General features: G+C 73.4%; 24 protein-coding genes and 1 pseudogene. 10 read left to right on the top strand and 15 right to left on the bottom strand.

Annotated elements, in window-relative coordinates; translation table 11 throughout:
- Both ACGF5T_RS25700 and ACGF5T_RS25705 read right to left on the bottom strand, forming a co-directional pair.
- The coding region (locus ACGF5T_RS25700) for a maltotransferase domain-containing protein (protein ID WP_366767425.1) at positions 1-665 on the bottom strand (665 nt) is incomplete at its 3' end.
- 52 nt (positions 666-717) lie between these two features.
- On the bottom strand, positions 718-1038 hold the full coding sequence (locus tag ACGF5T_RS25705; protein WP_356609478.1) for a DUF5133 domain-containing protein: 321 nt from the start codon (positions 1036-1038) through the stop codon (positions 718-720).
- A 233-nt stretch (positions 1039-1271) separates the two neighbouring features.
- Here ACGF5T_RS25705 and ACGF5T_RS25710 point away from each other — a divergent pair, with 233 nt between their 5' ends.
- Positions 1272-1796, top strand: a complete 525-nt coding sequence (locus ACGF5T_RS25710; RefSeq protein WP_063481257.1) for a hypothetical protein — start codon at positions 1272-1274, stop codon at positions 1794-1796.
- The gene (gene glgX / locus ACGF5T_RS25715) at positions 1793-3940 is read left to right on the top strand and encodes a glycogen debranching protein GlgX (protein ID WP_366767424.1); all 2148 of its coding nucleotides are present in this window, start codon (positions 1793-1795) and stop codon (positions 3938-3940) included. Before ACGF5T_RS25710 ends, glgX begins: the two co-directional genes overlap by 4 nt.
- A 13-nt stretch (positions 3941-3953) precedes the next feature.
- Here glgX and ACGF5T_RS25720 read toward each other — a convergent pair whose 3' ends face one another.
- Positions 3954-4760 (bottom strand): VOC family protein, encoded by an 807-nt coding sequence (locus ACGF5T_RS25720; RefSeq protein ID WP_356609482.1) that lies wholly within the window; start codon positions 4758-4760, stop codon positions 3954-3956.
- A 227-nt stretch (positions 4761-4987) separates the two neighbouring features.
- Between ACGF5T_RS25720 and ACGF5T_RS25725 the strand changes: the two genes are divergently transcribed.
- Positions 4988-5308 carry an ANTAR domain-containing protein gene (locus tag ACGF5T_RS25725; RefSeq protein ID WP_356609484.1) on the top strand — a complete coding sequence of 107 codons (321 nt, stop codon included), beginning with the start codon at positions 4988-4990 and terminating at the stop codon, positions 5306-5308.
- A gap of 10 nt (positions 5309-5318) precedes the next feature.
- On the opposite strand, the gene ACGF5T_RS25730 is transcribed toward ACGF5T_RS25725, so the two are convergent.
- Positions 5319-6113 (bottom strand): SigB/SigF/SigG family RNA polymerase sigma factor, encoded by a 795-nt coding sequence (locus ACGF5T_RS25730; RefSeq protein ID WP_356609486.1) that lies wholly within the window; start codon positions 6111-6113, stop codon positions 5319-5321.
- 298 nt (positions 6114-6411) lie between these two features.
- On the opposite strand from ACGF5T_RS25730, the gene ACGF5T_RS25735 reads away from it, so the two are divergent.
- Positions 6412-6936, top strand: a complete 525-nt coding sequence (locus ACGF5T_RS25735) for a hypothetical protein (protein WP_356609488.1) — start codon at positions 6412-6414, stop codon at positions 6934-6936.
- Between the two features lie 21 nt (positions 6937-6957).
- Here the strand turns inward: ACGF5T_RS25735 and hemC are convergent, their stop codons facing one another.
- The 4 genes and pseudogenes from hemC to ACGF5T_RS25755 form a co-directional block, all read right to left on the bottom strand.
- On the bottom strand, positions 6958-7893 hold the full coding sequence (gene hemC / locus ACGF5T_RS25740) for a hydroxymethylbilane synthase (RefSeq protein ID WP_361017344.1): 936 nt from the start codon (positions 7891-7893) through the stop codon (positions 6958-6960).
- A 67-nt stretch (positions 7894-7960) separates the two neighbouring features.
- Entirely contained in the window at positions 7961-8740 is a 780-nt protein-coding gene (locus ACGF5T_RS25745; RefSeq protein WP_366767423.1) for an NPP1 family protein, read from the bottom strand.
- A 151-nt stretch (positions 8741-8891) separates the two neighbouring features.
- The gene (locus tag ACGF5T_RS25750) at positions 8892-9872 is read right to left on the bottom strand and encodes an ATP-dependent DNA ligase (protein WP_366767422.1); all 981 of its coding nucleotides are present in this window, start codon (positions 9870-9872) and stop codon (positions 8892-8894) included.
- 83 nt (positions 9873-9955) lie between these two features.
- Positions 9956-10132, bottom strand: a pseudogene (locus tag ACGF5T_RS25755) (MFS transporter); the annotation flags it as partial.
- Between the two features lie 113 nt (positions 10133-10245).
- Between ACGF5T_RS25755 and ACGF5T_RS25760 the strand changes: the two are divergent.
- Genes ACGF5T_RS25760 through ACGF5T_RS25770 form a run of 3 tightly spaced genes read left to right on the top strand, consistent with a single transcriptional unit; the run spans position 10246 to position 13487 of the window.
- On the top strand, positions 10246-10626 hold the full coding sequence (locus tag ACGF5T_RS25760; RefSeq protein ID WP_366767421.1) for a DoxX family protein: 381 nt from the start codon (positions 10246-10248) through the stop codon (positions 10624-10626).
- Entirely contained in the window at positions 10623-11090 is a 468-nt protein-coding gene (locus ACGF5T_RS25765) for a peroxiredoxin (RefSeq protein ID WP_366767420.1), read from the top strand. Before ACGF5T_RS25760 ends, ACGF5T_RS25765 begins: the two co-directional genes overlap by 4 nt.
- A gap of 54 nt (positions 11091-11144) precedes the next feature.
- Positions 11145-13487 (top strand): SpoIIE family protein phosphatase, encoded by a 2343-nt coding sequence (locus ACGF5T_RS25770; RefSeq protein WP_366767419.1) that lies wholly within the window; start codon positions 11145-11147, stop codon positions 13485-13487.
- 63 nt (positions 13488-13550) lie between these two features.
- Here ACGF5T_RS25770 and ACGF5T_RS25775 read toward each other — a convergent pair whose 3' ends face one another.
- Positions 13551-14381: an aldo/keto reductase gene (locus tag ACGF5T_RS25775; RefSeq protein WP_356609502.1), complete on the bottom strand. Its 831-nt coding sequence runs from the start codon at positions 14379-14381 to the stop codon at positions 13551-13553.
- Between the two features lie 176 nt (positions 14382-14557).
- Between ACGF5T_RS25775 and ACGF5T_RS25780 the strand changes: the two genes are divergently transcribed.
- On the top strand, positions 14558-15547 hold the full coding sequence (locus ACGF5T_RS25780) for a TauD/TfdA family dioxygenase (RefSeq protein WP_366767418.1): 990 nt from the start codon (positions 14558-14560) through the stop codon (positions 15545-15547).
- A gap of 29 nt (positions 15548-15576) precedes the next feature.
- Here the strand turns inward: ACGF5T_RS25780 and ACGF5T_RS25785 are convergent, their stop codons facing one another.
- Positions 15577-17079 (bottom strand): metallophosphoesterase, encoded by a 1503-nt coding sequence (locus tag ACGF5T_RS25785; RefSeq protein WP_361017333.1) that lies wholly within the window; start codon positions 17077-17079, stop codon positions 15577-15579.
- 72 nt (positions 17080-17151) lie between these two features.
- Complete coding sequence (locus tag ACGF5T_RS25790) at positions 17152-17772, bottom strand: L-threonylcarbamoyladenylate synthase (protein WP_356609508.1); 621 nt, start codon at positions 17770-17772, stop codon at positions 17152-17154.
- A gap of 196 nt (positions 17773-17968) precedes the next feature.
- Between ACGF5T_RS25790 and ACGF5T_RS25795 the strand changes: the two genes are divergently transcribed.
- A complete protein-coding gene (locus ACGF5T_RS25795) occupies positions 17969-19501 on the top strand; it encodes a helix-turn-helix domain-containing protein (RefSeq protein ID WP_366767417.1) in 1533 nt (510 codons plus the stop codon).
- 142 nt (positions 19502-19643) lie between these two features.
- On the opposite strand, the gene ACGF5T_RS25800 is transcribed toward ACGF5T_RS25795, so the two are convergent.
- Genes ACGF5T_RS25800 through ACGF5T_RS25810 form a run of 3 tightly spaced genes read right to left on the bottom strand, consistent with a single transcriptional unit; the run spans position 19644 to position 22201 of the window.
- Positions 19644-20684: an NAD(P)-dependent alcohol dehydrogenase gene (locus ACGF5T_RS25800; RefSeq protein WP_356609512.1), complete on the bottom strand. Its 1041-nt coding sequence runs from the start codon at positions 20682-20684 to the stop codon at positions 19644-19646.
- 54 nt (positions 20685-20738) lie between these two features.
- Positions 20739-21527 (bottom strand): SDR family NAD(P)-dependent oxidoreductase, encoded by a 789-nt coding sequence (locus tag ACGF5T_RS25805; RefSeq protein ID WP_356609514.1) that lies wholly within the window; start codon positions 21525-21527, stop codon positions 20739-20741.
- Complete coding sequence (locus tag ACGF5T_RS25810) at positions 21524-22201, bottom strand: TetR family transcriptional regulator (RefSeq protein ID WP_356609516.1); 678 nt, start codon at positions 22199-22201, stop codon at positions 21524-21526. Before ACGF5T_RS25810 ends, ACGF5T_RS25805 begins: the two co-directional genes overlap by 4 nt.
- Positions 22202-22609: 408 nt before the next feature.
- Between ACGF5T_RS25810 and ACGF5T_RS25815 the strand changes: the two genes are divergently transcribed.
- Positions 22610-24268, top strand: a complete 1659-nt coding sequence (locus tag ACGF5T_RS25815) for a catalase (protein ID WP_356609518.1) — start codon at positions 22610-22612, stop codon at positions 24266-24268.
- A 3-nt stretch (positions 24269-24271) separates the two neighbouring features.
- Here the strand turns inward: ACGF5T_RS25815 and ACGF5T_RS25820 are convergent, their stop codons facing one another.
- Positions 24272-25132: a fructosamine kinase family protein gene (locus ACGF5T_RS25820; RefSeq protein ID WP_366767416.1), complete on the bottom strand. Its 861-nt coding sequence runs from the start codon at positions 25130-25132 to the stop codon at positions 24272-24274.
- Positions 25133-25209: the final 77 nt, after the last annotated feature.

Below are 25209 nucleotides of genomic sequence, written 5' to 3' on the forward strand. Positions count from 1 at the left end.
CGGAAGGTGCCGTGGGGCCGCTCGGGGGTGCCCTCGGAGCGGGGGAAGAACTCGTACCAGGCGCCGTACAGGGCGCGTTCGCGTTCCACCAGCAGCGGCAGCGGGTCGGAGCTGGTGACCAGCTCCCGCAGCGGATGCCGGGCCAGCACCGCGTCCACCTGCGGCGTCAACGCCGCCGCCAGCCGGGTGGCCACGGGCAGCGTGTCGTCGAGCAGGGCGGTGGCGGCGGCCAGGACCGCGTCGCGCCCGGCGTCCTTCGGGACCCCCGCGGCGGCCCGCCGGTACAGCTCGGCCCCCTCCTCCAGGACGAGGCCGGTGTCGATGCCCGCCGGGACCTTGATCCGCGCGTGGTGCTTCCACGTGGTGACCGGGTCGCCCCAGGCCTCCACCCGGTAGGTCCAGCGACCCGGGGCGCCCGGGGTGACCTCGGCGCCCCAGCGGTCGCTGCCCGGGGCCAGCTCCCGCATCGGCGTCCACGGGCCCGGCCGGCCCTCGGGGTCCTTCAGCACCACGTTGGCGGCCACCGCGTCGTGTCCCTCGCGGAACACGGAGGCGGTGACCTCGAACGTCTCTCCGGCCACCGCCTTCGCCGGGCGCCGGCCGTACTCCACCACCGGGTGGACGTCCCGTACCGGGATACGTCCGATTCCCACGGTCGTGCTCATCCGTTCTCACCTCCGCCGTGCTCGGGGCCGGGCGCCGGCCCGGCCGATTGGGTCAAGCAGCGCCGGAGGGGGTCTTCCGCCCCGACGGGGAGAGCCGGTCCGCCACCGGAGGGCCCCGGCGGGCCGCCCGGGCGGCCCGGGGCCGTTCGTTCTGTTCCTGCAGATAGGTGACGAGGTTCGTGCGCAGATACCGCTCGGCGGCGTCCGCCGCCTCGCGAGCGCACCGCTTCCCCATCAGCACGCAGAGGGTGTAGCCGGCGTCCTCGAAGGTGGCCCGGACCCGCAGGTCCGCGGGGGACGCGAGCATCGAGCGTTCCCAGGTGCGGTAACGCCGCAGCTGCCGGGCGACTTCTGTCTTCGCAGGAAGCAGCATGGCCGGTCACCTTCCGGACGGTCCGGTACGGACGAGCGAGTCTTCACACATGGTGCATGCGCGGTGACTCCCCGTCTTGTTGGATCTTCAACTTCTCTCTCCTGTTGCACGAATGGAGCACTGCTCCCACTCTGGAGTGACTCAGAAGCGATCAGCGCTCACGCTTCGTGATCGGGGACCCGTCCCCCAAGGGACGGGAGGAGCGAGAGCTCTCGCGGTGAGGAGCCACGACGATGAAGACCGCAGTGCCCTGCTACTACCACCTCGACGTGGAAGTGAGCCCGGAACGGGTCGGACAGGTCAGGCGCATCCTGGCCGCTCACCTCCGGTTCTGGAACCTGGAGAACCTCGTCGAACCCGTCTGCTCAGGCGCCGAGATGCTGCTGCGGGCGATCGACGAGCACGCGAGCGACAAGAACACGTCGATCGAGATGTGGTGGAACCACCAGCACCTCATCACGGCCGTAGGGGGCAACGACCACGCGCTCCGTCCCGACCAGGACCTGCGCACCTGCCTGCAGCACCTCGCCGCGACCAGCGACGGCTGGGGCTGCTGCGCCGCCGACACGGGGGCCAAGGTCATCTGGTTCTCGCAGCGCGCCCGGGCCGGCGAACGAGTCCCGCTGGTCGCCACCGCCCCGGAACCGATCACCCAGGAGGGGTTGGAAGTGCCGCGAGAGATCATGCCGGTGGCCAGGCTGGCGCGTCCGGCCGAACGGGCCAGCACGACGTACGGCGTACTGGAGGAGGCCCGGTGACCCGCGCCAGGCCGAACTGGAAGGGGTCGCCCGTGTGGAGCGGGCACCCCTACCCCCTGGGGGCCGCGTACGACGGACAGGGCACCAACTTCGCGCTGTTCAGCGAGGTCGCCGAACGCGTCGACCTCGTCCTCGTCGACGACGACGGCCACCACAGCACCGTCCCGCTGCCCGACGTCGACGGCTTCGTCTGGCACTGCTACCTGCCCGGCGTCGGCCCGGGGCAGCGCTACGGCTACCGGGTCCACGGTCCGTGGGCCCCGTCCGTGGGCCACCGCTGCAATCCGGCGAAGCTGCTCCTCGACCCCTACACCCGGGCCGTGGACGGCATGGTGGACAACCACGCCTCCCTCTTCGAACGGGCCAAGGGCCGGGCCGACCCGGGCGACAGCGCCGGGCACACCATGCTGGGCGTGGTCACCGACCCCTTCTTCGACTGGGGCGACGACCGCCCGCCCAGGCGCGCCTACTCGGAGAGCGTGATCTACGAGGCCCACGTCCGCGGCATCAGCCGGACCCACCCCGAGGTGCCCGAGGAACTGCGCGGCACCTACGCCGGGCTGGCGCACCCCGCGGTCGTGGACCACCTCACCTCCCTCGGCGTGACCGCCGTGGAGCTGATGCCGGTGCACCAGTTCGTGCACGACGGCCACCTCCGGGACCGCGGCCTGTCCAACTACTGGGGCTACAACACCATCGGCTTCTTCGCCCCGCACAACGGCTACGCCGCCCTCGGCACCCGCGGACAGCAGGTCACCGAGTTCAAGTCGATGGTCAAGACCCTGCACGAGGCCGGCCTCGAGGTCATCCTGGACGTGGTCTACAACCACACCGCCGAGGGCAACGAGAAGGGCCCCACCCTCTCCTTCCGCGGCATCGACAACGCGTCCTACTACCGCCTGGTGGACGGCGACTGGCAGCACTACTACGACACCACCGGCACCGGCAACAGCCTGCTGATGCGCCACCCCTACGTACTCCAGCTGATCATGGACTCGCTGCGGTACTGGGTGACCGAGATGCACGTGGACGGCTTCCGCTTCGACCTCGCCGCCACCCTGGCCCGGCAGTTCCACGAGGTGGACCGGCTCTCGGCCTTCTTCGACCTCATCCAGCAGGACCCGGTGATCAGCCGGGTCAAGCTGATCGCCGAGCCGTGGGACGTCGGCGAGGGCGGCTACCAGGTGGGCAACTTCCCGCAGCTCTGGTCGGAGTGGAACGGCATGTACCGGGACGCGGTACGGGACTTCTGGCGCGGCGAGGAGCACACGCTCGGGGAGTTCGCCTCCCGGCTGACCGGTTCCTCCGACCTCTACCAGCACAGCCGGCGCCGCCCCCGCGCGAGCGTCAACTTCGTCACCGCGCACGACGGGTTCACCCTGCGCGACCTCGTCTCGTACAACGACAAGCACAACGAGGCCAACGGCGAGGACAACCGGGACGGCGAGAGCCACAACCGCTCCTGGAACTGCGGAGCCGAGGGCGAGACGAAGGACCCGGCCGTGCGGGAGCTGCGCGGCCGGCAGCAGCGCAACTTCCTGGCCACCCTCCTGCTCTCGCAGGGCATCCCGATGCTCTGCCACGGCGACGAACTGGGCCGCACCCAGCGCGGCAACAACAACGCCTACTGCCAGGACAACGAGATCTCCTGGATCGACTGGCGGCTCGACGGCGAACAGCGCGCCCTGCTGGACTTCGCCCGCCGCCTCATCGCCCTGCGGGCCGACCACCCGGTGCTGCGCCGCCGCCGCTACTTCCGCGGCGAGACGGTCACCCACGCGGACCAGCCGCTGCCCGACCTGGTGTGGCTGCTGCCGGACGCGCGGGAGATGACCGACGACGACTGGCAGCGCTCCGACGCGCACGCCGTCGGCGTCTTCCTCAACGGCGACGCCATCGCCGAACCGGACCCGTGCGGCCGGCCCGTCACGGACGACTCCTTCCTGCTGCTGCTCAACAGCCACTGGGAGCCGACCGACTTCCGGCTGCCCGACGTCACCTACGGCGAGCGCTGGACGACCCTGATCGACACCGCCGACCCGGAGGGCATCCCCGACGAGGCCGAGCACAAGGCGGGCACCGTGCTCACCGTCGAGCAGCGCAGCCTGGTGCTGCTCTCCCGGCCGACCCGCGCCGGCCGGTGAGCCGGCCGTGAGGTCAGCTGCCCGGGCCGCGGGCGGTCACGGTGAACTGCGCGCCGTCGGCGTCCCGGAGCACGGCCTCCTCGTCGCCGAGGTACAGCACGCTGCCGCCGTGCCGCTCCGCCGTCCGGGCGCAGGCCGCGACGTCCCCGACCGCGAAGTGGACCTGCCAGTGCGGCCGGATGGCCGGGTCGGGCGCCGCACCCAGCGCGCCCGACTCGATGCGCGCCACCACGTCGCCCTGGTTGCGCAGGACCACCTCGTCGCCCTCGTACTGGACCTCGCAGCAGCCGTCGCGCCCGGCCCAGTCGAAGACCTCGCCGTAGAAGATGGCGGCGTCGAAGGCGTCGCGCGTGTGCAGCCGGATGAAGGCCGGGCGCGAGCTGCGCCAGGTCTCCCAGTCCGAGAACAGCTCGCCCTCCCAGATCCCGAAGGTCGCGCCGTCCCGGTCGGCCAGCAGGGCGGCCCGTCCGGGCGGCAGGGAGATGGGTCCGACGGCTGCCGTGCCCCCGCGCTCCTGCGCCCGCGACACGGCGTCGTCCGCGCTGCGCACGGCGAAGTACGGCGTCCACGCCACCGCCATCTGCCACATCGCGGCCACCGCCGCGATCCCGGCGACCGGCGCCCCGTCGGCCAGTGCGATGCGGAACGGCTCGCCCAGCCTGGCGGGACGCCACTGCCAGCCCAGCACGGCGGAGTAGAACTCCTCGGTGGCTTTCAGATCACGGCTGGTCAGGCTCACCCAGCAGGGGGCGCCGTACACGGAGTGCGTGGACAGCAGGCTCTCCCCGCCGGCGGAAGAGGGCATGTCGTGGTGGTTCATGGCAGTCGCGTCCTGATCTCGTCCACCGGCAGCCACCGGCTCCACACCAGTGTCCGGCCGGGAGTGCGGCGGGCGCCTGCCGAGTACCCCGGCCGTGGCGCCGAAACGGTGGCGGGCGCGCCCCCGGCAGTCCGGTGGCGCGGTGCGTCACTTGTGACCACGATGGACGCGTCGGAGCCGTACCGCGCGGCGCAGGCGGCGGTGACCCGCCGGATCCGGAGGTGACCATGCCCACGGACTGGGGCTCGGACCAGGTCTTCCAGCTGCAGGAACAGGTCCGGCAGCTGAAGGAGGCGGTCGTCTCGCACGCCGTCGTCGACCAGGCGATAGGGATGATCGTCGTCCTCGGCCGGATGGCACCCGACCAGGGGTGGATCGTCTTGAAGGAAGTTTCCCAGCATACGAACATCAAACTGCGCAATGTGGCAGAAATGATACTCATCTGGGGGCGCACGGGAGTGATGCCGCCGGAGATCCGGGCCACGCTGGAGGCGTCCGTCGACCGCCACGGCCCGACGCAGATCCCCGGCGTTCCGCCGGAGGGCTGAGCCCGCGTTCTCAGCGGGCCTCCGCGAGGATCTCGTCCCGGAGGCGGTCGAAGCAGCCGCTCAGCAGCCGGGAGACGTGCATCTGCGAGATGCCGAGCTGCTGCGCGATGCGGCTCTGGGTCATCCCTCCGAAGAACCGCAGGTAGAGGATGGTGCGCTCGCGCTCGGGCAGCGCCTCCAGACAGGGCCGTACCGCCACCCGGTCCACCACGGCGTCGAAGGCCGGGTCCGGGCCGCCGAGCGCGTCCCCGAGGGCGTACCCGTCGGTCCCCGGCATCTCCGCCTCCAGGGAGAGGGCGGAGAAGCACTCCAGGGCCTCCATGCCGGTACGGACCTCGGCCGGGGTCAGATGCGCGTGCTCGGCGATCTCCTCGACCGTGGGCGCGCGCCCCGGGGTGACCTGCGCCAGCTCCTTCACGGACTTGCGGACCCGGTTGCGCAGGTCCTGGATGCGGCGCGGTACGTGCAGGGTCCACATGTGGTCGCGGAAGTGCCGTTTGATCTCGCCCGTCACGGTGGGCACGGCGTAGGCCTCGAAGGCGTGGCCGCGGCGCGGGTCGTAGTGGTCGACCGCCTTGACCAGGCCGAGCGCCGCCACCTGGTAGAGGTCCTCCAGGTTCTCCCCGCGGCCCCGGAAGCGGACCGCGATCCGCTCGGACATCGGCAGCCAGACCTGGATCAGCTCGTCCCGCAGCGCCTTGCGCTCCGGGCCCTCGGGCAGCTCCGCGAGCCGGACGAAGGCTCTGGCCGTGTCGGGGGCGTCGTCGTGGGGGTGGGGCTTGGTCCTGCCGGCGATACGCGTCATGCGCACCTCCTTCAACAAGGGCGCTGGCGAATCCTCATATATATGGATACTGAGCGCGAATGTCGCGGGCTGCCACCCGAACGGCTGCGGACCGGTGGGCGAGACGACGGCGTCCACGGACGTGATGTGCGGCACGCCGCGGATGATCGTCCGGCACCGGTGCCGGCGGATCGTTCCTGGGCAGCGCTTGATCGCCGAGCAAAAGGGGCGAAGTCCCTGGCCACAGCGCATTCCGCTCATTTGACAGTGCACTGAGCGCACAGATAGGAAGCAGCGTCGAGAGGTCGAGAGGGGCACCGTGTACGAGCCGAACGTGGTCGGGGACTGGCAGGAGTACGACGAGCACGCCGGCCTGCGGGTCCGTGTCCACCGCCTTGAGCCGGCCGAGCCGCCGCGCGGACGGGACGACGCGGCCGAGGGGCTGACGTACTTCTGCGTCCGGGTGACCGTGGAGAACCGGGGCGCCCGGCATCTCGGCGTCCACCTCGAGGACGGCCAGATCGACGTGCGGATCGGTCCCGACGGGGAGAGCGCCTTCCTCGACTGGCGCAACTCCCAGTTCATCGAGGGCTTCGACGTCTACCCGCTGCGCCGGGCGACCGCCGTGCTCTACGCGGCGGGACCGGAGGCGAACCTCTCCCAGGTGGACGTCCAGGTGCAGGTCCGGGTGGACGAGGACTGGGCCGACCGCCGGGTGTGGACCGGTGGCCTCGGGCTGCCCGACGAGGGCGCCGAGCCCCTGTCCGGCGGGGCGCGGGACGAGGGGCTGGCGTGCCAGGTGAGTGCCTTCCTGCGGGACCAGGCGGAGAAGGGCACCGCCTGACCCCCGCCGGACGGCGGCGCCTCAGTGCGGGATGCCGTCGATGATCTCGCGGGCGCCCTGACGCAGCAGGGCCACGGCGACCGAGGTGCCGAGGGTCGCCGGGTCGAGCCGGCCGGCCCACTCGTGGGCGTTCAGCCGGGTCTTGCCGTCCGGGGTGAACACGCAGGCCCGCAGGGAGAGTTCCCCGCTGCGGTCCACCCGGGCGCAGCCGGCGATCGGGCTGTTGCAGTGCCCCTGCAGGACGTGCAGGAACATGCGCTCCGCCGCCGCCTCCCGATGGGTCGCGGGGTGTCCGAGGCCGCTCACCGCCTCGATGAGGGCGGTGTCGCCCTCCCGGCACTGCAGGGCGAGGATGCCCGCGCCGATCGGCGGCATCATCGTCTCCGGCGAGAGGACCTCGCTGATCACGTCCCGGCGGCCGATGCGCTCCAGGCCGGCCACCGCGAGCAGCAGGGCGTCCGCCTCGCCGGCGGCCAGCTTGGCGAGGCGGCGGTTGGCGTTGCCCCGGAACGGCACGCACCGCAGGTGCGGATGGGTCGCGGCCAGCTGGGCGACGCGGCGCACCGAGGACGTGCCGACGCGGGTCCCGGCCGGAAGCTCGTCCAGCGTGAGCCCCTCCGGATGGATCAGGGCGTCACGGACGTCGTCCCGCTCCAGGAACGCGGCGAAGACCGTGCCCGCCGGAAGCGGCCGGTCGGCGGGCACGTCCTTGACGCAGTGCACCGCGAGATCGGCCTCGCCCGACAGCAGCGCGGCGTCGACCTCCTTGGTGAACGCGCCCTTGCCCTCCACCTGCGCCAGGTCGCCGAGCCACTTGTCGCCGGTGGTCTTCACCGGGACGACCTCGGTGCGCACGCCGGGGTGGAGGGCCGCCAGCCCGGCCCGGACGCGCTCGACCTGCGCCAGGGCCATGGGGGAGTCGCGGGAGACGATGCGGATCAGTTCGGGGACGGACATGCGGACACGATAGTGCTCTCCGGGGCGTGCGGGCCCTGCGGTTCGCCCGACCGGCCCAGCCGCCGGGTCAGGCGTACGGGTCGAAGGGGACGCCGGAGGGTTTGGCGGCGGCCAGGTGGGAGGCGAAGCTGCCGTCCTTCAGGCCGAAGTTGGCGCTGCCGAAGTCGTAGGTGCTCAACTTCTCGCGCAACCCGGCCGGATAGCCGTTCCAGCCGACCAGCGTCGGGTACTGCCACCCGCCCTTGTGGTTCTCCGGCGGTTCGTCGCCCGAGGTCGCCGGCCGGAAGCAGTGGGTGCTGATGCCGTCCTTGTGGTAGACGATCTTCGGGTGGGTGCCGTCGAAGCGGATCGCCGACCGCGCGTGCACGCTGAACGAGCCGTGGTTGGACGTCGAGACGTACTCGACGCCGCCGCCGTCCCGCACCCACACCACGACGTGCTCCCAGTCGTGCCGGTGGCCGCCGAGGCTGCTGCCGGGCAGCGCCTGGTCCTTCTCGAAGTACAGGCCGTACAGGTAGGCGCACCAGCCGTTGTCGCACTTGGCGCGCGAGTAGCCGTTGGTGTTGTCCAGGTCGGAGGCGTCACGGCAGTTGCCGTTCAGGGCGCCGGTCGGATTGAGCCCGCCGTTGACCGCTCCGTCCGCTCCGATGGCCGGGGTGGGGTAGCAGCCGTCGGTGTCGTAGTCGTACGCGGGCTGGTACGTCCGCTCCGCGGCGTCGGCGTTGCCGGGCAGTCCCGGGGGCGGTGCGGCGAAGGCGGTGGCGGGGAAGGCGACGACGAGGGCGAGCGCGCCGAGCGGTGCGGCGAGCCATCTCCGGCGGCGGGTGCGGGGTGTACGCGAAGGCACCGCGGTCCTCCTCTTGGTCGGGCACAGCCCAACAACGGTGGGGGGAAAGGGACTTCAGCGTGCCCTCTTTCCCCTCCCGTGCCAAGGGGCCCCAGGCGTCCCCGCGGTGAAGGAGAGCCCAATACTTGACCTCCCCGTACCTGACTCCGTGTCACACCATGTCGTCCGGGAGGTCGGCGGCCGACTCCTCGGGCGCGAGGTCCGGGCGGAGTCTCAGCCAGGACGGCTGGCGCAGCAGGCCCTCCCGGGTGCGGGTGCTGTAGCGGACCTCGCCGACCAGCCGGGGGACCGCCCAGCGCGCCCCCCGCACCGGCGGTACGGGGTCGAAGGGGCACACATCGGTCTCGGCGGCCCGCAGCAACGCGGCCAGCTCCGTCCGCTCGGCCTCGCTCCAGCCGGTGCCGACCCCGCCGACGTAGCGCAGCCGACCCGCGGCGCGCTGGCCGACCAGGACGGCGCCGGGCAGGCCCGTGAGCCGCCCCTTGCCGGGCAGCCAGCCGCCGACCACGACGTCCTCGCTGCGCATGTTGCGGATCTTGATCCAGGCCCGGGAGCGGACGCCCGGCTCGTACACCGAGTCCAGCCGCTTGCACACCAGGCCCTCCAGCCCGTGCTCGCGGGTGGCGCGCAGCGCCTGTTCGCCGTGGCCGACCAGGGCCCCGGGCGTCGACCAGGAGGGGCCGTCGAGCCCGAGGGCCGTCAGCCGGTCGCGGCGGGTGCGGTACGGCAGCCGCAGGAAGGAGCGGCGTTCCAGGTGCAGGGCGTCGAACAGCACCAGGTGGGCCGGGACCTTCGCCGCCCGGTGCGCCGCCCGGCCCGGGGCGTGCGCCAGGCCCATCCGGGACTGGAGCAACTGGAAGTCGGCGCGGCCCCGTTCGTCCAGGGCGAGGACCTCTCCGTCCAGCACGGCGGGGGTGGCGCCGAGCGCGGTGCCGAGGGGCGCCAGCTCGGGGTAGGCGGCCGTGATGTCCTGGCCGGAGCGGGCACGCAGCAGCACGCTGCCGTCGCCGGGCAGGTAGACCACCACGCGCTGGCCGTCCTGCTTGGTCTCGTACGCCCAGCGCGGGTCCTGCGCGGCGGGCGGCAGGGTGCCGGGCGTGGCGAGCATGGGAGGGATCAGCGGCAGCTCCACGGGTCAGTTCTCGACGCCCCCGCAGGCCGCCACGCGCGTTGCCCGGCAGGTTCGCCTGAACGGCGCCGGTCCCCGGGGGAGCCGGCGCCGGCCGCCGACGTGCCGATGGACCTCATGAGGGTGTTCAGGCTGCTGTTCGCGGCGGCCGTCTCGGCGGCCGGCACCGCACCCATGACCAGGCCCGCGGTCAGGAGGGAGCGCCCGAGACCGCAACCGGATGCCTCGGGCAACTGCAGGGGCTGCGGAAGTACCAGGGACATCCCACCGCTGGTACGGCCACCCGCCCGGCGTCCCCGCGACCGCGCCGGCGCCGGTGCGTCCCGCGTCCTTACCGTCGAGTAATATCGCGCGCCAGGCCCCCGGAGGAGGAACCGTGTCCCGTTCCGAACGTTCGCCCCTGCTGCTCGCCGGCCTGTTGGCCACCGCGGGCGCCGCCCACTTCGCACGCCCCCGCACCTTCGACGCGATCGTGCCGCGCGGCCTGCCGGGCTCGCCCCGGGCGTGGACCTACGCCAGCGGCGCCGCCGAGCTGGCGCTCGCCGCCGGCATCGCACTGCCGCGCACCCGCAAGGCCGCCGCGCTGGCCACGGCCGCCTTCTTCGTCGGGGTGTTCCCCGCCAACGTCAAGATGGCCGTGGACTGGCGGCACCGTCCCACGCCGCAGAAGGCCGCCGCCTACGGCCGGCTGCCGGTGCAGGTGCCGCTGGTGCTGTGGGCCCGCGGGGTCGCCCGGGGCAGCGAGGGCCGGTCGTGAGCCGCGGCCCGGCTGTGGGCGACACGGTCGAGGACTTCGCCCTGCCGGACGAGACCGGCGCCCCGCGCCGCCTGTCCGAGCTGCTCGCGGGCGGCCCGGTCGTCCTGTTCTTCTACCCCGCCGCCCTCACCCCCGGCTGCACCGCCGAGGCCTGCCACTTCCGCGACCTCGCCGCCGAGTTCGCCGCCGCGGGCGCCCGCCCCGTCGGCGTCAGCGGCGACGGCGTCGAGCGGCAGCGGGAGTTCGCCGGACGCCACACCCTCGGGATGCCGCTGCTGTCCGACGCCGACGGCGCGGTGCGCGAGCTGTTCGGCGTACGGAGGGGCTTCGCCCTGGCTCCCACCAGGCGGGTCACCTTCGTCATCGCACAGGACCGCACGGTGCTCGAGGTCGTCCGCAGCGAGGTGAGGATGAGCGCCCACGCCGACCGCGCCCTGGCGGCGCTGCGCGCTCACCGCGGCTAGCGCTCCGCCCCCGCGCGGTTGAAACCCGGCCGCAACGGGGCAATCCTGGACGCTATGGAGCATGTCTCCGCTGCGGCGACCCTGGACGTGCACGGCACGGTGACGGGGTGGAGCGAGGGCGCCCGGCGGCTGACCGGTTACCCGGCCGAGGAGGCCGTCGGCCGGTCCGCGCGGGACCTGCTCGCCCAGGAGCCACCGCCCCGGACGCTGTCCGAACTGTCCGGTGAGGCCCTGCTCCGCCATCGGGACGGCTCCACCCTGGCGCTGTCCCTGCGCGGGCTGCCGCTGCTGGGGGCGGACGGTACCCCGTCCGGGTACGCGGTGACCGTCGAACCGTCGGACGGCAGCGGCCTGCGCCTGACCGGGGAGACCTTCCAGCAGGCGTCCCTGTCGATGTCCGTCCACGACACCCGCCAGCGCTACCTGAGGGTGAACGACATGGCGCGCCGGATGCTGGGGCTGCCGCAGGAGGACCTGATCGGACGCCGGTTGTCCGACGTGATGGAGGACGTCGACGCCGACGGTTCGGGATTCGTGCGGCATCTGCGGCAGGTCGTGGACATCGGCCGGCCCGCGCACTACGAGACCTTCACCTCCGCCTCCTCCCGGCTCGGCGAGCACGCCTGGACCATCGAGATGTGGCCGGTCCGCGACGCGTCCGCCGAGGTGGTGGCCGTGGCCGTGGCGGGTTTCGAGAGCACCGTGCAACACCGCACGCGGCAGCGGCTGGCCCTGCTGAACGAGGCCGCCACCGGTATCGGCACCACCCTGGACGTCGTGCGCACCGCCGAGGAGCTGATCGACCTCCTCGTCCCTGGCTTCGCGGACTTCGCCAGCGTCGACCTGCTCGAATGGGTGCTGGGCTCGGTGGAGCCCTTCGCGGTCCCGGCCGAGGACATCGAACTGCGCCGCGTGGCCCACAGCGCCGCCACCGAGGGCTTTCCCCGGGCGTCCGTGCACCTGGGCGAGACCGACGTCTACCCGCCGTACTCGGCGCCCGCGCGGGCGCTGCGGGAGGGGCGCGCGGTGCTCACCGGCCCCGGCGACCCGGACTTCGACCGGTGGATGCGGGTCCGCAACGAGCAGGCCCCGCACAACCGGGCCTACCGTCTGAGCGTCCGTTCCACCCTGGCGGTGCCGCTGCGGGCCCGCGGCACCACGCTCGGCGTCGCGGTGGCCGTCCGCTCCGGGGCCCAGGCCCCGTACGTCGAGGACGACATGGTGCTGGCCGAGGAGCTCGCCAGCCGGGCCGCCGTCTGCGTCGACAACGCCTGCCGGTTCGCCCGCGAGCGTTCCACCGCCCTGGCCCTCCAGCACAGCCTGCTGCCCAAGGACCTGCCCGGACAGGCGGCTGTCGAGGTGGCCCACCGCTACCTGCCCTCTGTGTCGGCGGCCGGCATCGGCGGTGACTGGTTCGACGTGATCCCGCTGTCCGGCAGCCGGGTCGCCCTGGTCGTCGGGGACGTCGTCGGCCACGGCATCCCCTCCACCGCGACCATGGGCCGACTCTGCACGGCCGTGCGCACCCTCGCCGACGTCGACCTGCCCCCCGACGAGCTCCTCACCCACCTGGACGATCTCGTCAGCCACCTCGCGGCCGGCGACGTGGGCGAGGAAGTCGCCGAGCTGGGTGCCACCTGCCTGTACGCCGTGTACGACCCGGTCACCCGCCGCCTCACCCTGGCCTCCGCCGGCCACCCGGCGCCGGCCGTCGTCCTCCCCGACGGCACCACCCGACTGGTCCGCATGACCGCGGGACCGCCCCTCGGGGTCGGCGGACTGCCGTTCGAGGCGACGGAACTGGAACTGGCCGAGGGCTCCGTGGTCGCCCTGTACACGGACGGCCTCGTCGAGGATCGCGACCGCGACGTCGACCACGCCACCGAGGAGCTGTGCCGTGCGCTGTCCGTGCCCGCCCACTCGCTCGACGCACTCTGCGACACCGTGCTCAAGGCCGTGATGCCCGAGGAACCCGGTGACGACGTGGCACTGCTCCTGGCCCGCACCCGGGCGCTGGGCGCAGACCGGATCCGCACCTGGGACGTCCGGCCGGATCCCGCGGACGTGGCCGCCACCCGGGCTTCCGTCAACGAGCAGTTGGCGCGGTGGGGCCTGGAGGAGGCGGCGTTCGTGACCGAACTGGTCGTCAGCGAACTCGTCACGAACGCCATCCGGTACGGCGAGCCGCCCATCCAGCTGCGCATCATCCGCGACAGAGCCCTCATCTGCGAGGTGTCCGACGGCAGCTCCACCTCACCGCACCTGCGCCGTGCCCACGCCTACGACGAGGGCGGCCGCGGCCTGCTCCTGGTCGCCCAGCTCACCCAGCGCTGGGGCAGCCGGCAGACCGGCACCGGCAAGACCATCTGGGCCGAACAGGCCCTGCCCGAGGAGTGACCCGGCCCCTTCCCCGCGACGCCTGCGCCGACCGGGACCGGACCCCGCGTACCTCTTACCGGGTCAGAACTCCTCGTGCGCCTCAGGATCGCCGCCGATCCGCCGGTGCGCGCGGTCCGCGACCCTGCGCAGCTGACCGGCGTCCAGGTCGAAGCCGAACACATCGAGGTTGGCCCGCTGCCGCGCCGGGTCGGAGGACTTCGGGACGGGCACGGCGCCGAGCTGGGTGTGCCAGCGCAGGACCGCCTGGGCGGGGGTCACCCCGTGCGCCTCGGCGACCTCGGCGAGGACCGGATCGTCCAGCAGGTCGCTGCCGCGGCCGAGCGGGCTCCAGCTCTCGGTGCGGATGCCCTTGCGCTCGTGGAAGGCGCGCAGCTCCTCCTGCGGGAAGAGCGGGTGCAGCTCGATCTGGTTGACGGACGGCAGCACGCCGGTCTCCTTCTCCAGCCGTTCGATGTGCCCGGCCGTGAAGTTCGAGACGCCCACCGAGCGCACCAGGCCGTCCTCGCGCAGCTTGACCATGGCCCTCCAGGAGTCCACGTACTTGTCCACGCGGGGCAGCGGCCAGTGGATCAGGTACAGGTCGACGTACTCCACCCCGAGCCGGACCCGGGACTCCTCGAAGGAGGCGAGGGTCTCCTCGTAGCCGTGGTGCCGGCCGGGCAGCTTGGTCGTCACCACGACCTCGTCGCGGGGGACCCCGCTGTCGGCGAGGCCCCGGCCTACGCCGGTCTCGTTGCGGTAGTTCGCGGCCGTGTCGATCAGGCGGTAGCCCGTCTCCAGGGCCTCGCGCACCGCCCGCCGCGCCTCGTCGTCCGTCATCGGCCAGGTGCCCAGCCCCAGGGCGGGGAGCGCGGTGCCGTCGTTGAGCGTGTGTGCCGGGATGCTGATCACCGTGGGACCTTCCCTCGACCGTGTGCGGCGGGGCGCCGCCCGTCCAGCGTCGCCCACGGGACGACCGATGATCAACCGGGCGGCGGGGGAGAGGATCAAGGCCCCGCTCTGCCACGATCTCTGCCGGAGCCCGAACGACGGACCCGCGGGACGACCGACCGACCAACGGAGTGCGCATGACGACCGACAGGACAGCGGCGGAACGTACGGCCGAGAGCAGGGCGGCGCGGGCGGCGGGGATCGAGGTGGAGCCGGCCGCCGGACACATCGGCGCCGAGATCCACGGTCTCGACCTGGCCCGCGGTCTCGACGCGGCGCAGGTCGAGGCGGTCCGGGCGGCGCTGCTGCGCTGGAAGGTGGTGTTCTTCCGCGACCAGCGCCTCGACCACGCCGGACACGTGGCGTTCGCGCGCCTCTTCGGCGATCCGGTCGTCCTGCCCAGGCGCGGCAAGGCGTCACCGGCCGGTTTCCCGGAGGTCGAGACGACCGCCGACCGGCTGGAGCTGGGCGGCCGGTTCGGGATGGAGCACGACGAGTGGCTGCGGCGCAGGCGCCACACGCTGCTGCGCGGCTGGCACTGCGACCACGGCGCCCGTGTCGACCCGCCGGCCGCCACGATCCTGCGCGCCGAGACGGTCCCGCCGTACGGCGGCGACACCACCTGGTCGAACCTCGCCGCCGCCTACGCCGGGCTGTCCGCCCCGATGCGCGCCTTCGTGGACGGACTGCGCGCCGAACACCGCCTGGGCGTCGGCTACCAGCCGAGGCCGGGCGACGACGCCTATGTCCGGCACCTGCTGGACCATCAGACCGCGTCCGTGCACCCGCTGGTACGCGTCCACCCGGAGACGGGGGAGCGGGTGCTGTTCGTGAACGGCTACTACGTGGAGCAGATCGCCGGGCTCTCCCGCCCGGAGAGCGCGGCGGTCCTGGAGCTGCTCCTGGAGCAGGCCACCCGGCCCGAGTACACGGTCCGCTTCCGCTGGCGGCCGGGCAGCGTCGCCTTCTGGGACAACAGGGCCACCATCCACCTCGCCCCGAGCGACAACGCCCACCTCGACCACCCGCGGACCATGCACCGGGTGATGCTCGCCGGTGACGTGCCGGCCGGGGTGGACGGCACCCGCTCGGAGGCGGTCGTCGGCAGCGCACCGGGACGCTGGTGAGCCGGGCCACCGGTGCGCCGCGGGCACTCTCAGACGAGGGGGATCGTCACCTCGTCCTCGACCGGCGGATCCAGCTCCTGCGCCCGGTTGCCGGTGGCGGCGTGGCACCGCAGCCGCACCGCCTCCGGGGTGACGTCCAGCCGCAGGAAGCACTTGAAGAAGGGCGGGCTGTACGTCGCCGAGCCGGGTGAGAAGAGCTGCGTGTAGATCTTGCGCACCGGCAGCCGGAACCGCTTCTCCCGGTCGGGCCGCCGTCCGGTGCCCAGCAGGCCGGCGACCAGCCGGGTGCGCCGGGTGACCCGCGCGTCGGTCCGCGGGGCGCGCGCCGGGCGGATGCCGAGGCGTTCGGTGACCACGGCCGTCGCCTCGGCCTCCGTCAGGGTGAAGAAGCGCCGCAGCCGCAGCCGCCGGCCGTACAGCCGGCTGTAGAAGGCGAGGGAGTCGCCCCGCAGCGGATAGCAGCGGAAGGCCTCCTCGGTGACCCCGGCCACCGACACCCGGGGGATCGTGTGGGTGGCGTGCATGAACGCCCCGCCGCCGCCCGCGACGACGTACTGGATGGTGCGGCCGCCCACGTCGACCGGGTAGCGCTGGTAGTTGTGGATGTCACCGCCTATCGCGGCGACGTAGTGGTGGGCGGGGTCGCGGACGATGTCGTCGACCGTACCGCCGCCCTCGACGGGGCACGGACGGTGCTCGCCGTCCACGTACAGGGGCGAGCCGGTGATGAGGATCTTCGGCCCGGGCGCCCGGGACACCTCGCGCAGCCACGCGCCCTGCTCAGCGTCCACCGTTCCCAGCAGCCCCGTGTCGATGCCGACGATCCGCACCGGGCCGGCGTCGATCGCCCAGTACGGTCCCGGCTGGGTGGCCCGCTGGACGGGCGCGGAGCGCATCGCGCGCGCCTCGTCCAGGTGTCGGCCGTCGTCCGGGCGGGGCCGGTGCCACAGCAGGTTCCGCAGCCAGGCCCGGGTGAGGGGGCGCGGAGCCGGCTCCGGCGGCAGGGGCGGGGCGTCGTCGCAGAACACGCGCATGAACGCGCCGAGGTCCTCGTACCAGTCGTGGTTCCCCGGTATCGCGTAGATCGGCGCCCGGTAGTCGCGGTACGGGCGGAAGAACTTCGGGCCGTAGTCGTCGGCGCTGCCCACGGGGTAGATGACATCGCTGGCGACGACGGCGAAGCTCGTGTCCTGACCGGCCTTCAGCAAGCCCGGGACGACGGCGTACTGGGGATCGTCGCCCTCTCCGGTGTCGCCGACGACCAGGAAGGAGAACCGGTCCGGGTCGGCACGCCGGATGACCCGGTCGGCCGGTGCCCCGGCCGCCGTCCGCTGCGCCGTCCAGCGGGCGCGGGTGCGGCCCGTCGGGTCCCCGAACCAGGAGGCCAGTACGCCGTTGCGGGCGGCCCACAGGGTTCGGGGACTGAGCCAGGACAGCTTCTCGGTGCGCTGCGGCATCAGCTCTCGGTAGGAGCCGCGCTCGGTGGAGCCCCAGCCGGCGCCTTCGGCGGTATCACGTGAGGAGTTGGACACCCGGGCACGGTAACAACGCCCCGCGCGCGGGACCATGACGGGACCCGGCCGCCAACTCCCTGCGACGGCCCGCTACTCGAAGCGGGTCGTGTCGCCCGCGCCCCGCCGCACGATCTCCGCCTCGCCGCCGGAGAAGTCCACGACCGTGGTCGGCTCCGTGCCGCAGTCGCCGGAGTCGATCACCGCGTCCACCACGTGGTCGAGCCGGTCCTTGATCTCCCAGCCCTGGGTCATCGGCTCCTCCTCGCCGGGCAGCAGCAGGGTGCTCGACAGCAGCGGCTCACCCAGCTCGGTGAGGAGGGCCTGGGTGACGACGTGGTCGGGGATGCGCACGCCCACGGTCTTCTTCTTCGGATGCTGGAGCATGCGCGGCACCTCCCTCGTCGCCGGGAGGATGAAGGTGTAGCTGCCGGGGGTGGAGGCCTTGATCGCGCGGAACACGTCGTTGTCGATCTGTACGAACCGGCCGAGCTGCGCGAAGTCCTGGCACACCAGGGTGAAGTGGTGCCGGCTGTCCAGTTGCCGGATCGAGCGGATGCGGTCGATGCCGTCGCGGCTGCCCAGTCGGCAGCCCAGGGCGTAGCAGGAGTCCGTCGGGTACGCGATCAGCGCATCGGAGCGGACGCTGTCGGCGACCTGGGCGATGCTGCGCGGCTGGGGGTTCTCGGGGTGCACGTCGAAGTACTTCGCCATTCACCGAGCTTATGCCCGCCGGGGCGCCCCGCCCGACAGCGCCCGGTCCGCGGCACCGGCCCGGTCGGCAGCAGGGGCCCGGTTCGGTGGCGCGGGCCCGGTCGGCGGCTCCGGCCGGCGGGGCGGGCGCCGGGGAGCCATGGGGTAACGTCCCCGGTCTGGGCCGGGAGACGAGCCGAGGGCGAGGAGAAGGCCGGTGGCGGGCCGCGAGGACGGGACACGGCAGCGGGATGCCGGGGCCGGTGAGCAGGTGGAGTGGGCGGCGGAGCTGCTGGACCACCTGCGGCCGGCCGGACGCGACGTCCGCAAGGTCGTGACCTGGCTCGCCGGTGCCGCGCACGCCACGGTGTCGCTGCAGGACGGTACCGGCCGCCTGCTGGCCGGTACCCGGGCTCCGCTGGACGAGGATCTGCTCGCCGGCATCGCGTCGGGCCGGATCGCCTCGGCCGCCCTGGAGGACCGGGGCCGGCATCTGCGGCTCGTCCGGGTGGAGCGGGTCCCCCCGGCACCGGCCGCCGTCCTCGCGGTCGCACGGGAGAGGCCGTTCGACCGGCGGGCCGCCGAGATCGTCACGCACACCGCCCAGGTGGTGGAGCTGCTGCTGGCGGGCCACGAGTCGGCCGCGGCCGGACACCGGCTGCGGCGGGCGACCTCCGACCTCCGCCTGGCCATCCTGCAGCTGCTGATGGTCGAGGACACCGTCTCCGCCCGGCGGGTGGCCGCCGGGCTGTGGCCGGGTCTGCTCGACACCGACACGGCGTGCGTGTACGTCGTGGAGAGCCGCCCCGAGGAACGCGACCGGCTCGCGGAGGAGTGCCTGGCGGCGACGGAGGACCGGGCGCTGGTCGTACGGTGCCCGGCCATGGACGGCCACGTCATCGTGCTCGCGCCCCGTGAAGCGGCCGGCCGGCAGCTGCGCTCGCTCGTCGGCCGCACCCCCGGCGTCTTCCTCGGCGGCAGCGCACGGCAGAGCCTCGTCCGCACCGCCACCGCCTACGGGCAGGCCGTGAGCGCCCTCGCCGTCGCCCGGTTCCGCCCGGGGAAGGCGGCGGTGTACGCCGAGCGGACCCACCCCGAGCGCCTGATGGACCCGGCGGAGCTGCACGGCTGGACCGCCCAGGTGCTGCGCCCGCTCGACGCCCTGCCGCACCACACCCGCGCCGAACTGCTCGCCACCACCCGCCTGGGCCTGGAGTTCACCGCGGTCGCCGCGGCGAAGATCCTCGGAGTCAGCCGCAACACCGTCCGCGCCCGCATGGAGCGGGTCGAGGCACTGCTGCGCACCGACTTCACCGACCTGAGCGCCCGTGCCACCGTCCACCTCGCCCTCAACGCCCAGGTGGGACTGGACCAGGGCCTCACCGACGGCGGTGCCGGGCGCCCCGCCCCCGCCCGCCTCACCGACCTCCTGGCCGGGCCGGCGCTGCGCGGCTGGGCCGGCGACCTGCTCGGCCGTCTGGAGCCGGACACCCGCAGGCTGCGGCGCACCCTGCGCACCTGGCTCGCCGTCGGCGCGAACGCCGAACGGGCCGCGCAGACACTCGGCGTGCATCCCCAGACCGTGCGCGAGCACGTCCGCAGCGCCGAGCCCGTCCTCGAACGCCGGCTGCTCGCCGCCGGCAGCGACCTGTACGAGGTGGTGCTCGCCCACCTCGCGGCGGGGGACCTCGAGCAGCCCCTCCTGCACGGGACGAAACCGGGCCATCCGGACTCACCTGTGCACGGGTGAGTCCGGATGGCCCGGCAGCGGGCATCGACGCGATTCACAACGGTGGACCCGTCCACATAGGTTCGACGGGCCGCGGGGGCACGACCGGAACGGGGGACCGGTCGCGCCCCCGTGGGCCCGCGCCTCCCGCCGGCCGGAGCGGTCAGCCGTGCGGCAGGATCACCGCGCGGCCGTTGACCTTCCCCTCGTGCAGCCGCTCGTAGGCGAGCGGGGCGTCGTCCAGGGAGTAGGTCTCCGTGTGCACCGACACGGCGCCCGAGCGGGCCAGGCCGAGCACCTCGATCAGCTCGCTCCGGCTGCCCCAGTAGGGGGCGCTGACCGACACCTCGAACGGCAGCAGCCCGAACCCGACGGGGAGCGCCCCGCCACCGATGCCGACCAGCGTCACATCGGCCTCGACGGCCGCGACCGCGCCCGCCGTCTTCACCGTCGGCGCCACACCCACGAAGTCGAACACGGCCTCGGCGCCGAGGCCGCCGGTGAGCTCGCGCACCGCCTCCGCCGCCTTGGCGTCCGACAGCACCGCCTCGTGCGCGCCCACCTCGCGGGCGAGGCGCAGCTTGTCCTCGCTGACGTCGAGGGCGACGACCCGGGCGGACGTCAGGGCGCGCAGCAACTGGATGGCGACGTGGCCGAGGCCGCCGGTGCCGATGACCACCGCGGTCGACCCGGGGACCAGCTTGGGCAGCGACCGCTTGATGGCGTGGTACGGCGTCAGCCCGGCGTCCGTCAGGGGCACCGCCGCCACCGGGTCGAGCCCGTCCAGCGGGACCAGGTGCCGCGGATCGTCGACGAGCAGGTACTCGGCCATCGAACCGGGCCGGCCGAGCCCGGGCGGCCGGATGCCCAGCTCGTCGGCGCGCAGGCAGTAGTTCTCCTTGCCCTCCGCGCACTTGGCGCAGGTGCCGCAGCCCCAGGGCCCGTACACGGCGACCGCGTCGCCCTCGCGCAGGCCGGTGACACCGGCGCCGAGCGCGGCGACCGTGCCGACGCCCTCGTGGCCGAGGGTCAGCGGCAGCTCGTACGGGAAGCCCTCCGCGGGCCAGCTCATCACCGCGATGTCGGAGTGGCACACGCCGGCGGCGGTGACCTTCAGCAGCACCTGGCCGGGTCCGGGCTCCGGGTCGGGGACCGTCACCACCTCGGGCGGGGCGCCGATGGTGCGGTATTGCAGTGCCTTCATGGTGAACTCCTTCGTTCTCCCCCGGTCGATGGCCCCCTGGGTGAGCGGGCGGTGTCAGACGGCGGTGTAGGCGCCGTCGACCAGGTGGTAGCTGCCGGCCACGAAGGACGCCCGGTCCGACAGCAGGAAGGCGATCAGCTCGGCGACCTCCTCGGAGCGCCCGAGGCGGCCGGCCGGGTGCAGGGCGACCAGCCCGTCGTGGGCGGCCTTGTCCATCTCCTTGAGCAGCGGGGTGTCGATGAAGCCGGGGCCGACCGCGTTGACGCGGATGCCCTGGGCGGCGTACTCGGCGGCGGCGGCCTTGGTCAGCCCGACCACGCCGTGCTTGGCGGCGACGTAGGCGGGGGAACCGGCGAAGCCGACCGATCCGAGGATGGAGGCGACGTTGACGATGGCGCCGCCCCGGCCGGCCGCTTCGATGGCGGGCAGTTCGTAGCGCAGCGAGTAGAAGACGCCGTCGAGGTTGGTGCGCACGACGCGGTGGTAGGCGTCCACGTCGTACGCGCCGGTCGGGGCGCTCGGGCCGCCGATGCCCGCGTTGTTCACGGCGAGGTCCAGGCCGCCGAAGGTGTCGACGGTGAAACGCACGGCCGCCTCGACGGACTCCGGGCGGGTCACGTCCAGCTCGACGGCGGCGGCTTCGACGCCCCGCGCCCTCAGTTCGGCGGTGGCCTTCTCGGCGCCCTCGGTGTCGAAGTCGGCGACGACGACCTTCGCGCCGCCGGCGCCGAGGCGGCGGGCGGTGGCCAGGCCGATGCCGGAGGCGGCCCCGGTGACGAGGGCGGTGCGGCCCGCGAACTCGGCGGTGTGGACGACGGCGGGGGTGGTGTCGGTGGTGCTCATGGTGCTTCTCGCTCTTCGGTGGTGCTGTCGGGGACCGCGGCCGCGGCCTCCGAGGTCAGGGCGTCGTAGGCCCGCTCCACGAGGGCGGCGAGGTCTGCGGCTCCCGAGTCCCGGTCGTCGCCGCGCGCCCACAGGCGCAGGGCGGCGATCAGGACCCCGGCGGCGGCGTCGACGACGGCCGCGGGACGCACGTCCCGGGTCTCGTCGGTGCCGAGCCGACGGGCGACGATGCGGATCGACTCCTCCTGGGCGTCGACCCGGATGCGCTGGTAGGCGGCGAACAGGTCGGGCTCGCTGTCGGCCAGGGCCACCAGCCGGCGCATGCGTGGACGCACGTGCCAGGCCGGGTCCTCCCGGTCGGCCAGCCAGTCGCGCACGGCCCGGCGGTAGGCGAGGAGGGGCGGCTCGTCGGCGGGCCGGGACCGCAGCAGCGCGTTGATGCGGTCGCCGTCCCGGCGGACGAAGTCGAGGGCGGCGTCCTCCTTGCCGGCGAAGTGCCGGCTGAACGTGCGCCGGGTGACGTCGGCGCGCTCGGCGATGGCCTCCACGGTGGTCGCCGCGCACCCGCGATCGAGGATCAGGTCGCAGGCGGCGGTGGCCAGCGCGTCGCGGGTCCGCCGCGCTTTGCGCTGCCGCCGGTCCTCGGGGGCGGGGGGAGGCTTCGTCGCCGTCATGCCTCCGAGCGTACACCCGCAAATGTCCCAACGGGACATGAGGCCCGGTGGGACATGAGGCTCAATGGGACGCGTGGTTCCCGGGGGCGTCGCCTCGCTCGCGATGCCGCGCCGGAGTCGACGGCGCCGAACGGCGCCGAACGGCGCCGTTCCGGCCACGGGTTGCGGTCCCGGTCCGGAAGTGCCGTGTGCCCCGTGGCGCCCCGGGTACCCGCCCGGTCCGTGCGGCCCCTGGACCCCTCTGGCGGGTGCCCAGGGCCCCGGCGTGTGGTAAGGAAACAGTACAAATCGGTAGGTGTCGGACCTTGCATGGCGGGGTACCCGGAGCGACCACGTGCGCGGCCGAAGGCCGCCTCGCAGCTCAGGGCCGCGTCCGAGGGCGGCCACGAGTCGAAGGAGCCCACGAACATGACGGACGTATCGAGCCAGGGGCCCGCCCCGGGCGACGACCGCAAGGTGCTCACCAACCGCCAGGGGCACCCCGTCTACGACAACCAGAACCAGCGCACGGTCGGCGCCCGCGGCCCCGCCACGCTGGAGAACTACCAGTTCCTGGAGAAGATCAGCCACTTCGACCGTGAGCGCATCCCCGAGCGCGTCGTGCACGCCCGCGGGGTCACCGCGTACGGCTACTTCGAGGCGTACGGCTCCTGGGGCGACGAACCGATCGACCGCTACACCCGGGCCAAGCTGTTCCAGGAGCGGGGCAAGCGCACCGACCTGGCCGTCCGGTTCTCCACCGTCATCGGCGGCCGCGACTCCGCCGAGACGGCACGCGACCCCCGCGGCTTCGCGGTGAAGTTCTACACGGAGGACGGCAACTGGGACCTCGTCGGCAACAACCTGGCCGTCTTCTTCATCCGTGACGCGATCAAGTTCCCGGACGTCATCCACGCCCTCAAGCCGGACCCGGTGACCTTCGAGCAGCAGCCCCGGCGCATCTTCGACTTCATGTCGCAGACGCCGGAGTGCATGCACATGCTGATCAATCTGTTCAGCCCGCGCGGCATCCCGGCGGACTACCGCCACCAGCAGGGCTTCGGCGTCAACACCTACAAGTGGGTCAACGCGGCGGGCGAGACCAAGCTGGTCAAGTACCACTGGATGCCCAAGCAGGGCGTCCGCAGCATGACCGAGGAGGACGCCGCCAACGTCCAGGCGCAGAACCTCGGCCACGCCACCAAGGACCTCTACGACGCCGTCACGCGCGGCGACCATCCCGAGTGGGAGCTGCTCGTCCAGATGATGGACGACCACGACCACCCGGAACTGGACTTCGACCCGCTCGACGACACCAAGACCTGGCCGGAGAACGAGTTCCCGGCGAAGCCGGTCGGCCGCATGGTCCTCGACCGGATGCCGGAGAACTACTTCGCGGAGAACGAGCAGATCTCCTTCGGCACCGGCGTCCTCGTCGACGGGCTGGACTTCTCCGACGACAAGATGCTCGTCGGCCGCACCTTCTCCTACAGCGACACCCAGCGCTACCGGGTGGGCCCGAACTACCTCCAGCTGCCCGTCAACCAGGCCAAGAACGCCCACGTGCGCACCAACCAGCGCGACGGCCAGATGGCCTACCACCAGGACGGCGGCGGGGAGAACCCGATCGTCAACTACGAACCGTCGATCACCGGCGGCCTGCGCGAGGGCGAGTACCCGACGCACGACGAGCAGGGACCCGAGATCCAGGGCCGGCTCACCCGCAAGCGGATCCCGCGCACCAACGACTACCTGCAGGCCGGGCAGCGCTATCTGCTGCTGGAGGAGTGGGAGCGCGACGACCTCGTGGCGAACTTCGTCGACCTGCTCTCCCAGTGCGACCGGCCGGTGCAGGAGCGCATGGTGTGGCACTTCCTGCTGGTCGAGAACGACCTCGGACTGCGGGTGGGCGAGGGCATCGGCATCAGCCCGCAGGATGTCCGGCACCTGGAGCCGCTGGCCAGCCAGGACCTCACCGACGAGGACCGCGAGCGGCTCGCCAACCTCGGCAAGAACCCGCCGCGGGACGTCGAGGGCCTGAAGATGACCCACTGCGTGCCCAACGAGCGGCACGTCGTGACGCGCTGACGCTCAGTGGCCCGGGGGGCACGCCGCCCGGGCCGCCGCGAGGGCCTGCTCGGCGTAGCCGTGCCCGAAGAGCACGGCGTGCACCAGCAGCGGGAAGAGCCGGTGCACGCCGACGCGGGCCGCCCAGCCGTCGGCGAGCGGCGCCACCTCCTGGTAGCCGGCCACGACCCGGTCCAGGTGGGGGCAGCCGAAGAGACCGAGCATCGCCAGGTCGGTCTCCCGGTGGCCGCCGTGCGCGGCCGGGTCGATCAGGCGGACGTGCCCGTCGGCGCCCCACAGCACATTGCCGTTCCACAGGTCGCCGTGCAGCCGGGCGGGCGGCTCCGCCGGCCCCGCCAGCTCGGGCAGCCGCGCGCAGACCCGCTCGACCTCGGCCGCCTCGCCCGGCCGGACGGTGCCGGCGTCGACGGCGCGACGCAGGTACGGCAGCACCCGGTGCTCCGCGTACCAGCTCGGCCAGTCGCTCCCGGCGACGTTGCGCATCGGTGCCCGACCGATGAACGCCTCCTCAGGTCCGCCGGGCGGCGCGGCGCCGAACGCGGGCGCTCCGGCCGCGTGCAGCGCTGCCAGGTCCCGGCCGAACCGGACGGCCGCCCGGGCGCTCGCCCGGCCCTCGGGCACACGGTCGGTGACCAGCCAGCGCCCGTCCGCGCCGGCCACTGCCGGAATCCGCACGGCGCCGGCGTCGGCCAGCCAGCGCAGCCCGGCGGACTCGGCCCGTGCCGCACCCGCGTCGTGGCCGCGCTTGACCACCACCGTGCGTCCGTCGTCGAGGAAGACCTCGGTGAGGGAGGCGGACCACCGGCGCTCACCCGTCACCGTCCGACCGGTGAACCCGGCCGCGGCCGCCGAGGGCGTCGTCATGGCACACACGGTCACCAGACTAGGGCCTGGACTGCCGCCGACCCGGTGAAAGACGCCCGGTGTGCCGTTGGGCGCCC

Source organism: Streptomyces sp. NPDC047853 (genome assembly GCF_043204535.1).
In the GTDB taxonomy this organism is placed as follows: Bacteria; Actinomycetota; Actinomycetes; order Streptomycetales; family Streptomycetaceae; genus Streptomyces.

Excerpts from the sequence above, each read along its gene's own strand:
- ACGF5T_RS25705 (WP_356609478.1), bottom strand. The coding sequence starts at position 1,038 with ATGCTGCTTCCTGCGAAGACAGAAGTCGCCCGGCAGCTGCGGCGTTAC.
- ACGF5T_RS25710 (WP_063481257.1), top strand. The coding sequence starts at position 1,272 with ATGAAGACCGCAGTGCCCTGCTACTACCACCTCGACGTGGAAGTGAGC.
- ACGF5T_RS25720 (WP_356609482.1), bottom strand. The coding sequence starts at position 4,760 with ATGAACCACCACGACATGCCCTCTTCCGCCGGCGGGGAGAGCCTGCTG.
- ACGF5T_RS25725 (WP_356609484.1), top strand. The coding sequence starts at position 4,988 with ATGCCCACGGACTGGGGCTCGGACCAGGTCTTCCAGCTGCAGGAACAG.
- ACGF5T_RS25730 (WP_356609486.1), bottom strand. The coding sequence starts at position 6,113 with ATGACGCGTATCGCCGGCAGGACCAAGCCCCACCCCCACGACGACGCC.
- hemC (WP_361017344.1), bottom strand. The coding sequence starts at position 7,893 with ATGTCCGTCCCCGAACTGATCCGCATCGTCTCCCGCGACTCCCCCATG.
- ACGF5T_RS25770 (WP_366767419.1), top strand. The coding sequence starts at position 11,145 with ATGGAGCATGTCTCCGCTGCGGCGACCCTGGACGTGCACGGCACGGTG.
- ACGF5T_RS25780 (WP_366767418.1), top strand. The coding sequence starts at position 14,558 with ATGACGACCGACAGGACAGCGGCGGAACGTACGGCCGAGAGCAGGGCG.
- ACGF5T_RS25790 (WP_356609508.1), bottom strand. The coding sequence starts at position 17,772 with ATGGCGAAGTACTTCGACGTGCACCCCGAGAACCCCCAGCCGCGCAGC.
- ACGF5T_RS25800 (WP_356609512.1), bottom strand. The coding sequence starts at position 20,684 with ATGAAGGCACTGCAATACCGCACCATCGGCGCCCCGCCCGAGGTGGTG.
- ACGF5T_RS25805 (WP_356609514.1), bottom strand. The coding sequence starts at position 21,527 with ATGAGCACCACCGACACCACCCCCGCCGTCGTCCACACCGCCGAGTTC.
- ACGF5T_RS25810 (WP_356609516.1), bottom strand. The coding sequence starts at position 22,201 with ATGACGGCGACGAAGCCTCCCCCCGCCCCCGAGGACCGGCGGCAGCGC.
- ACGF5T_RS25815 (WP_356609518.1), top strand. The coding sequence starts at position 22,610 with ATGACGGACGTATCGAGCCAGGGGCCCGCCCCGGGCGACGACCGCAAG.
- ACGF5T_RS25820 (WP_366767416.1), bottom strand. The coding sequence starts at position 25,132 with ATGACGACGCCCTCGGCGGCCGCGGCCGGGTTCACCGGTCGGACGGTG.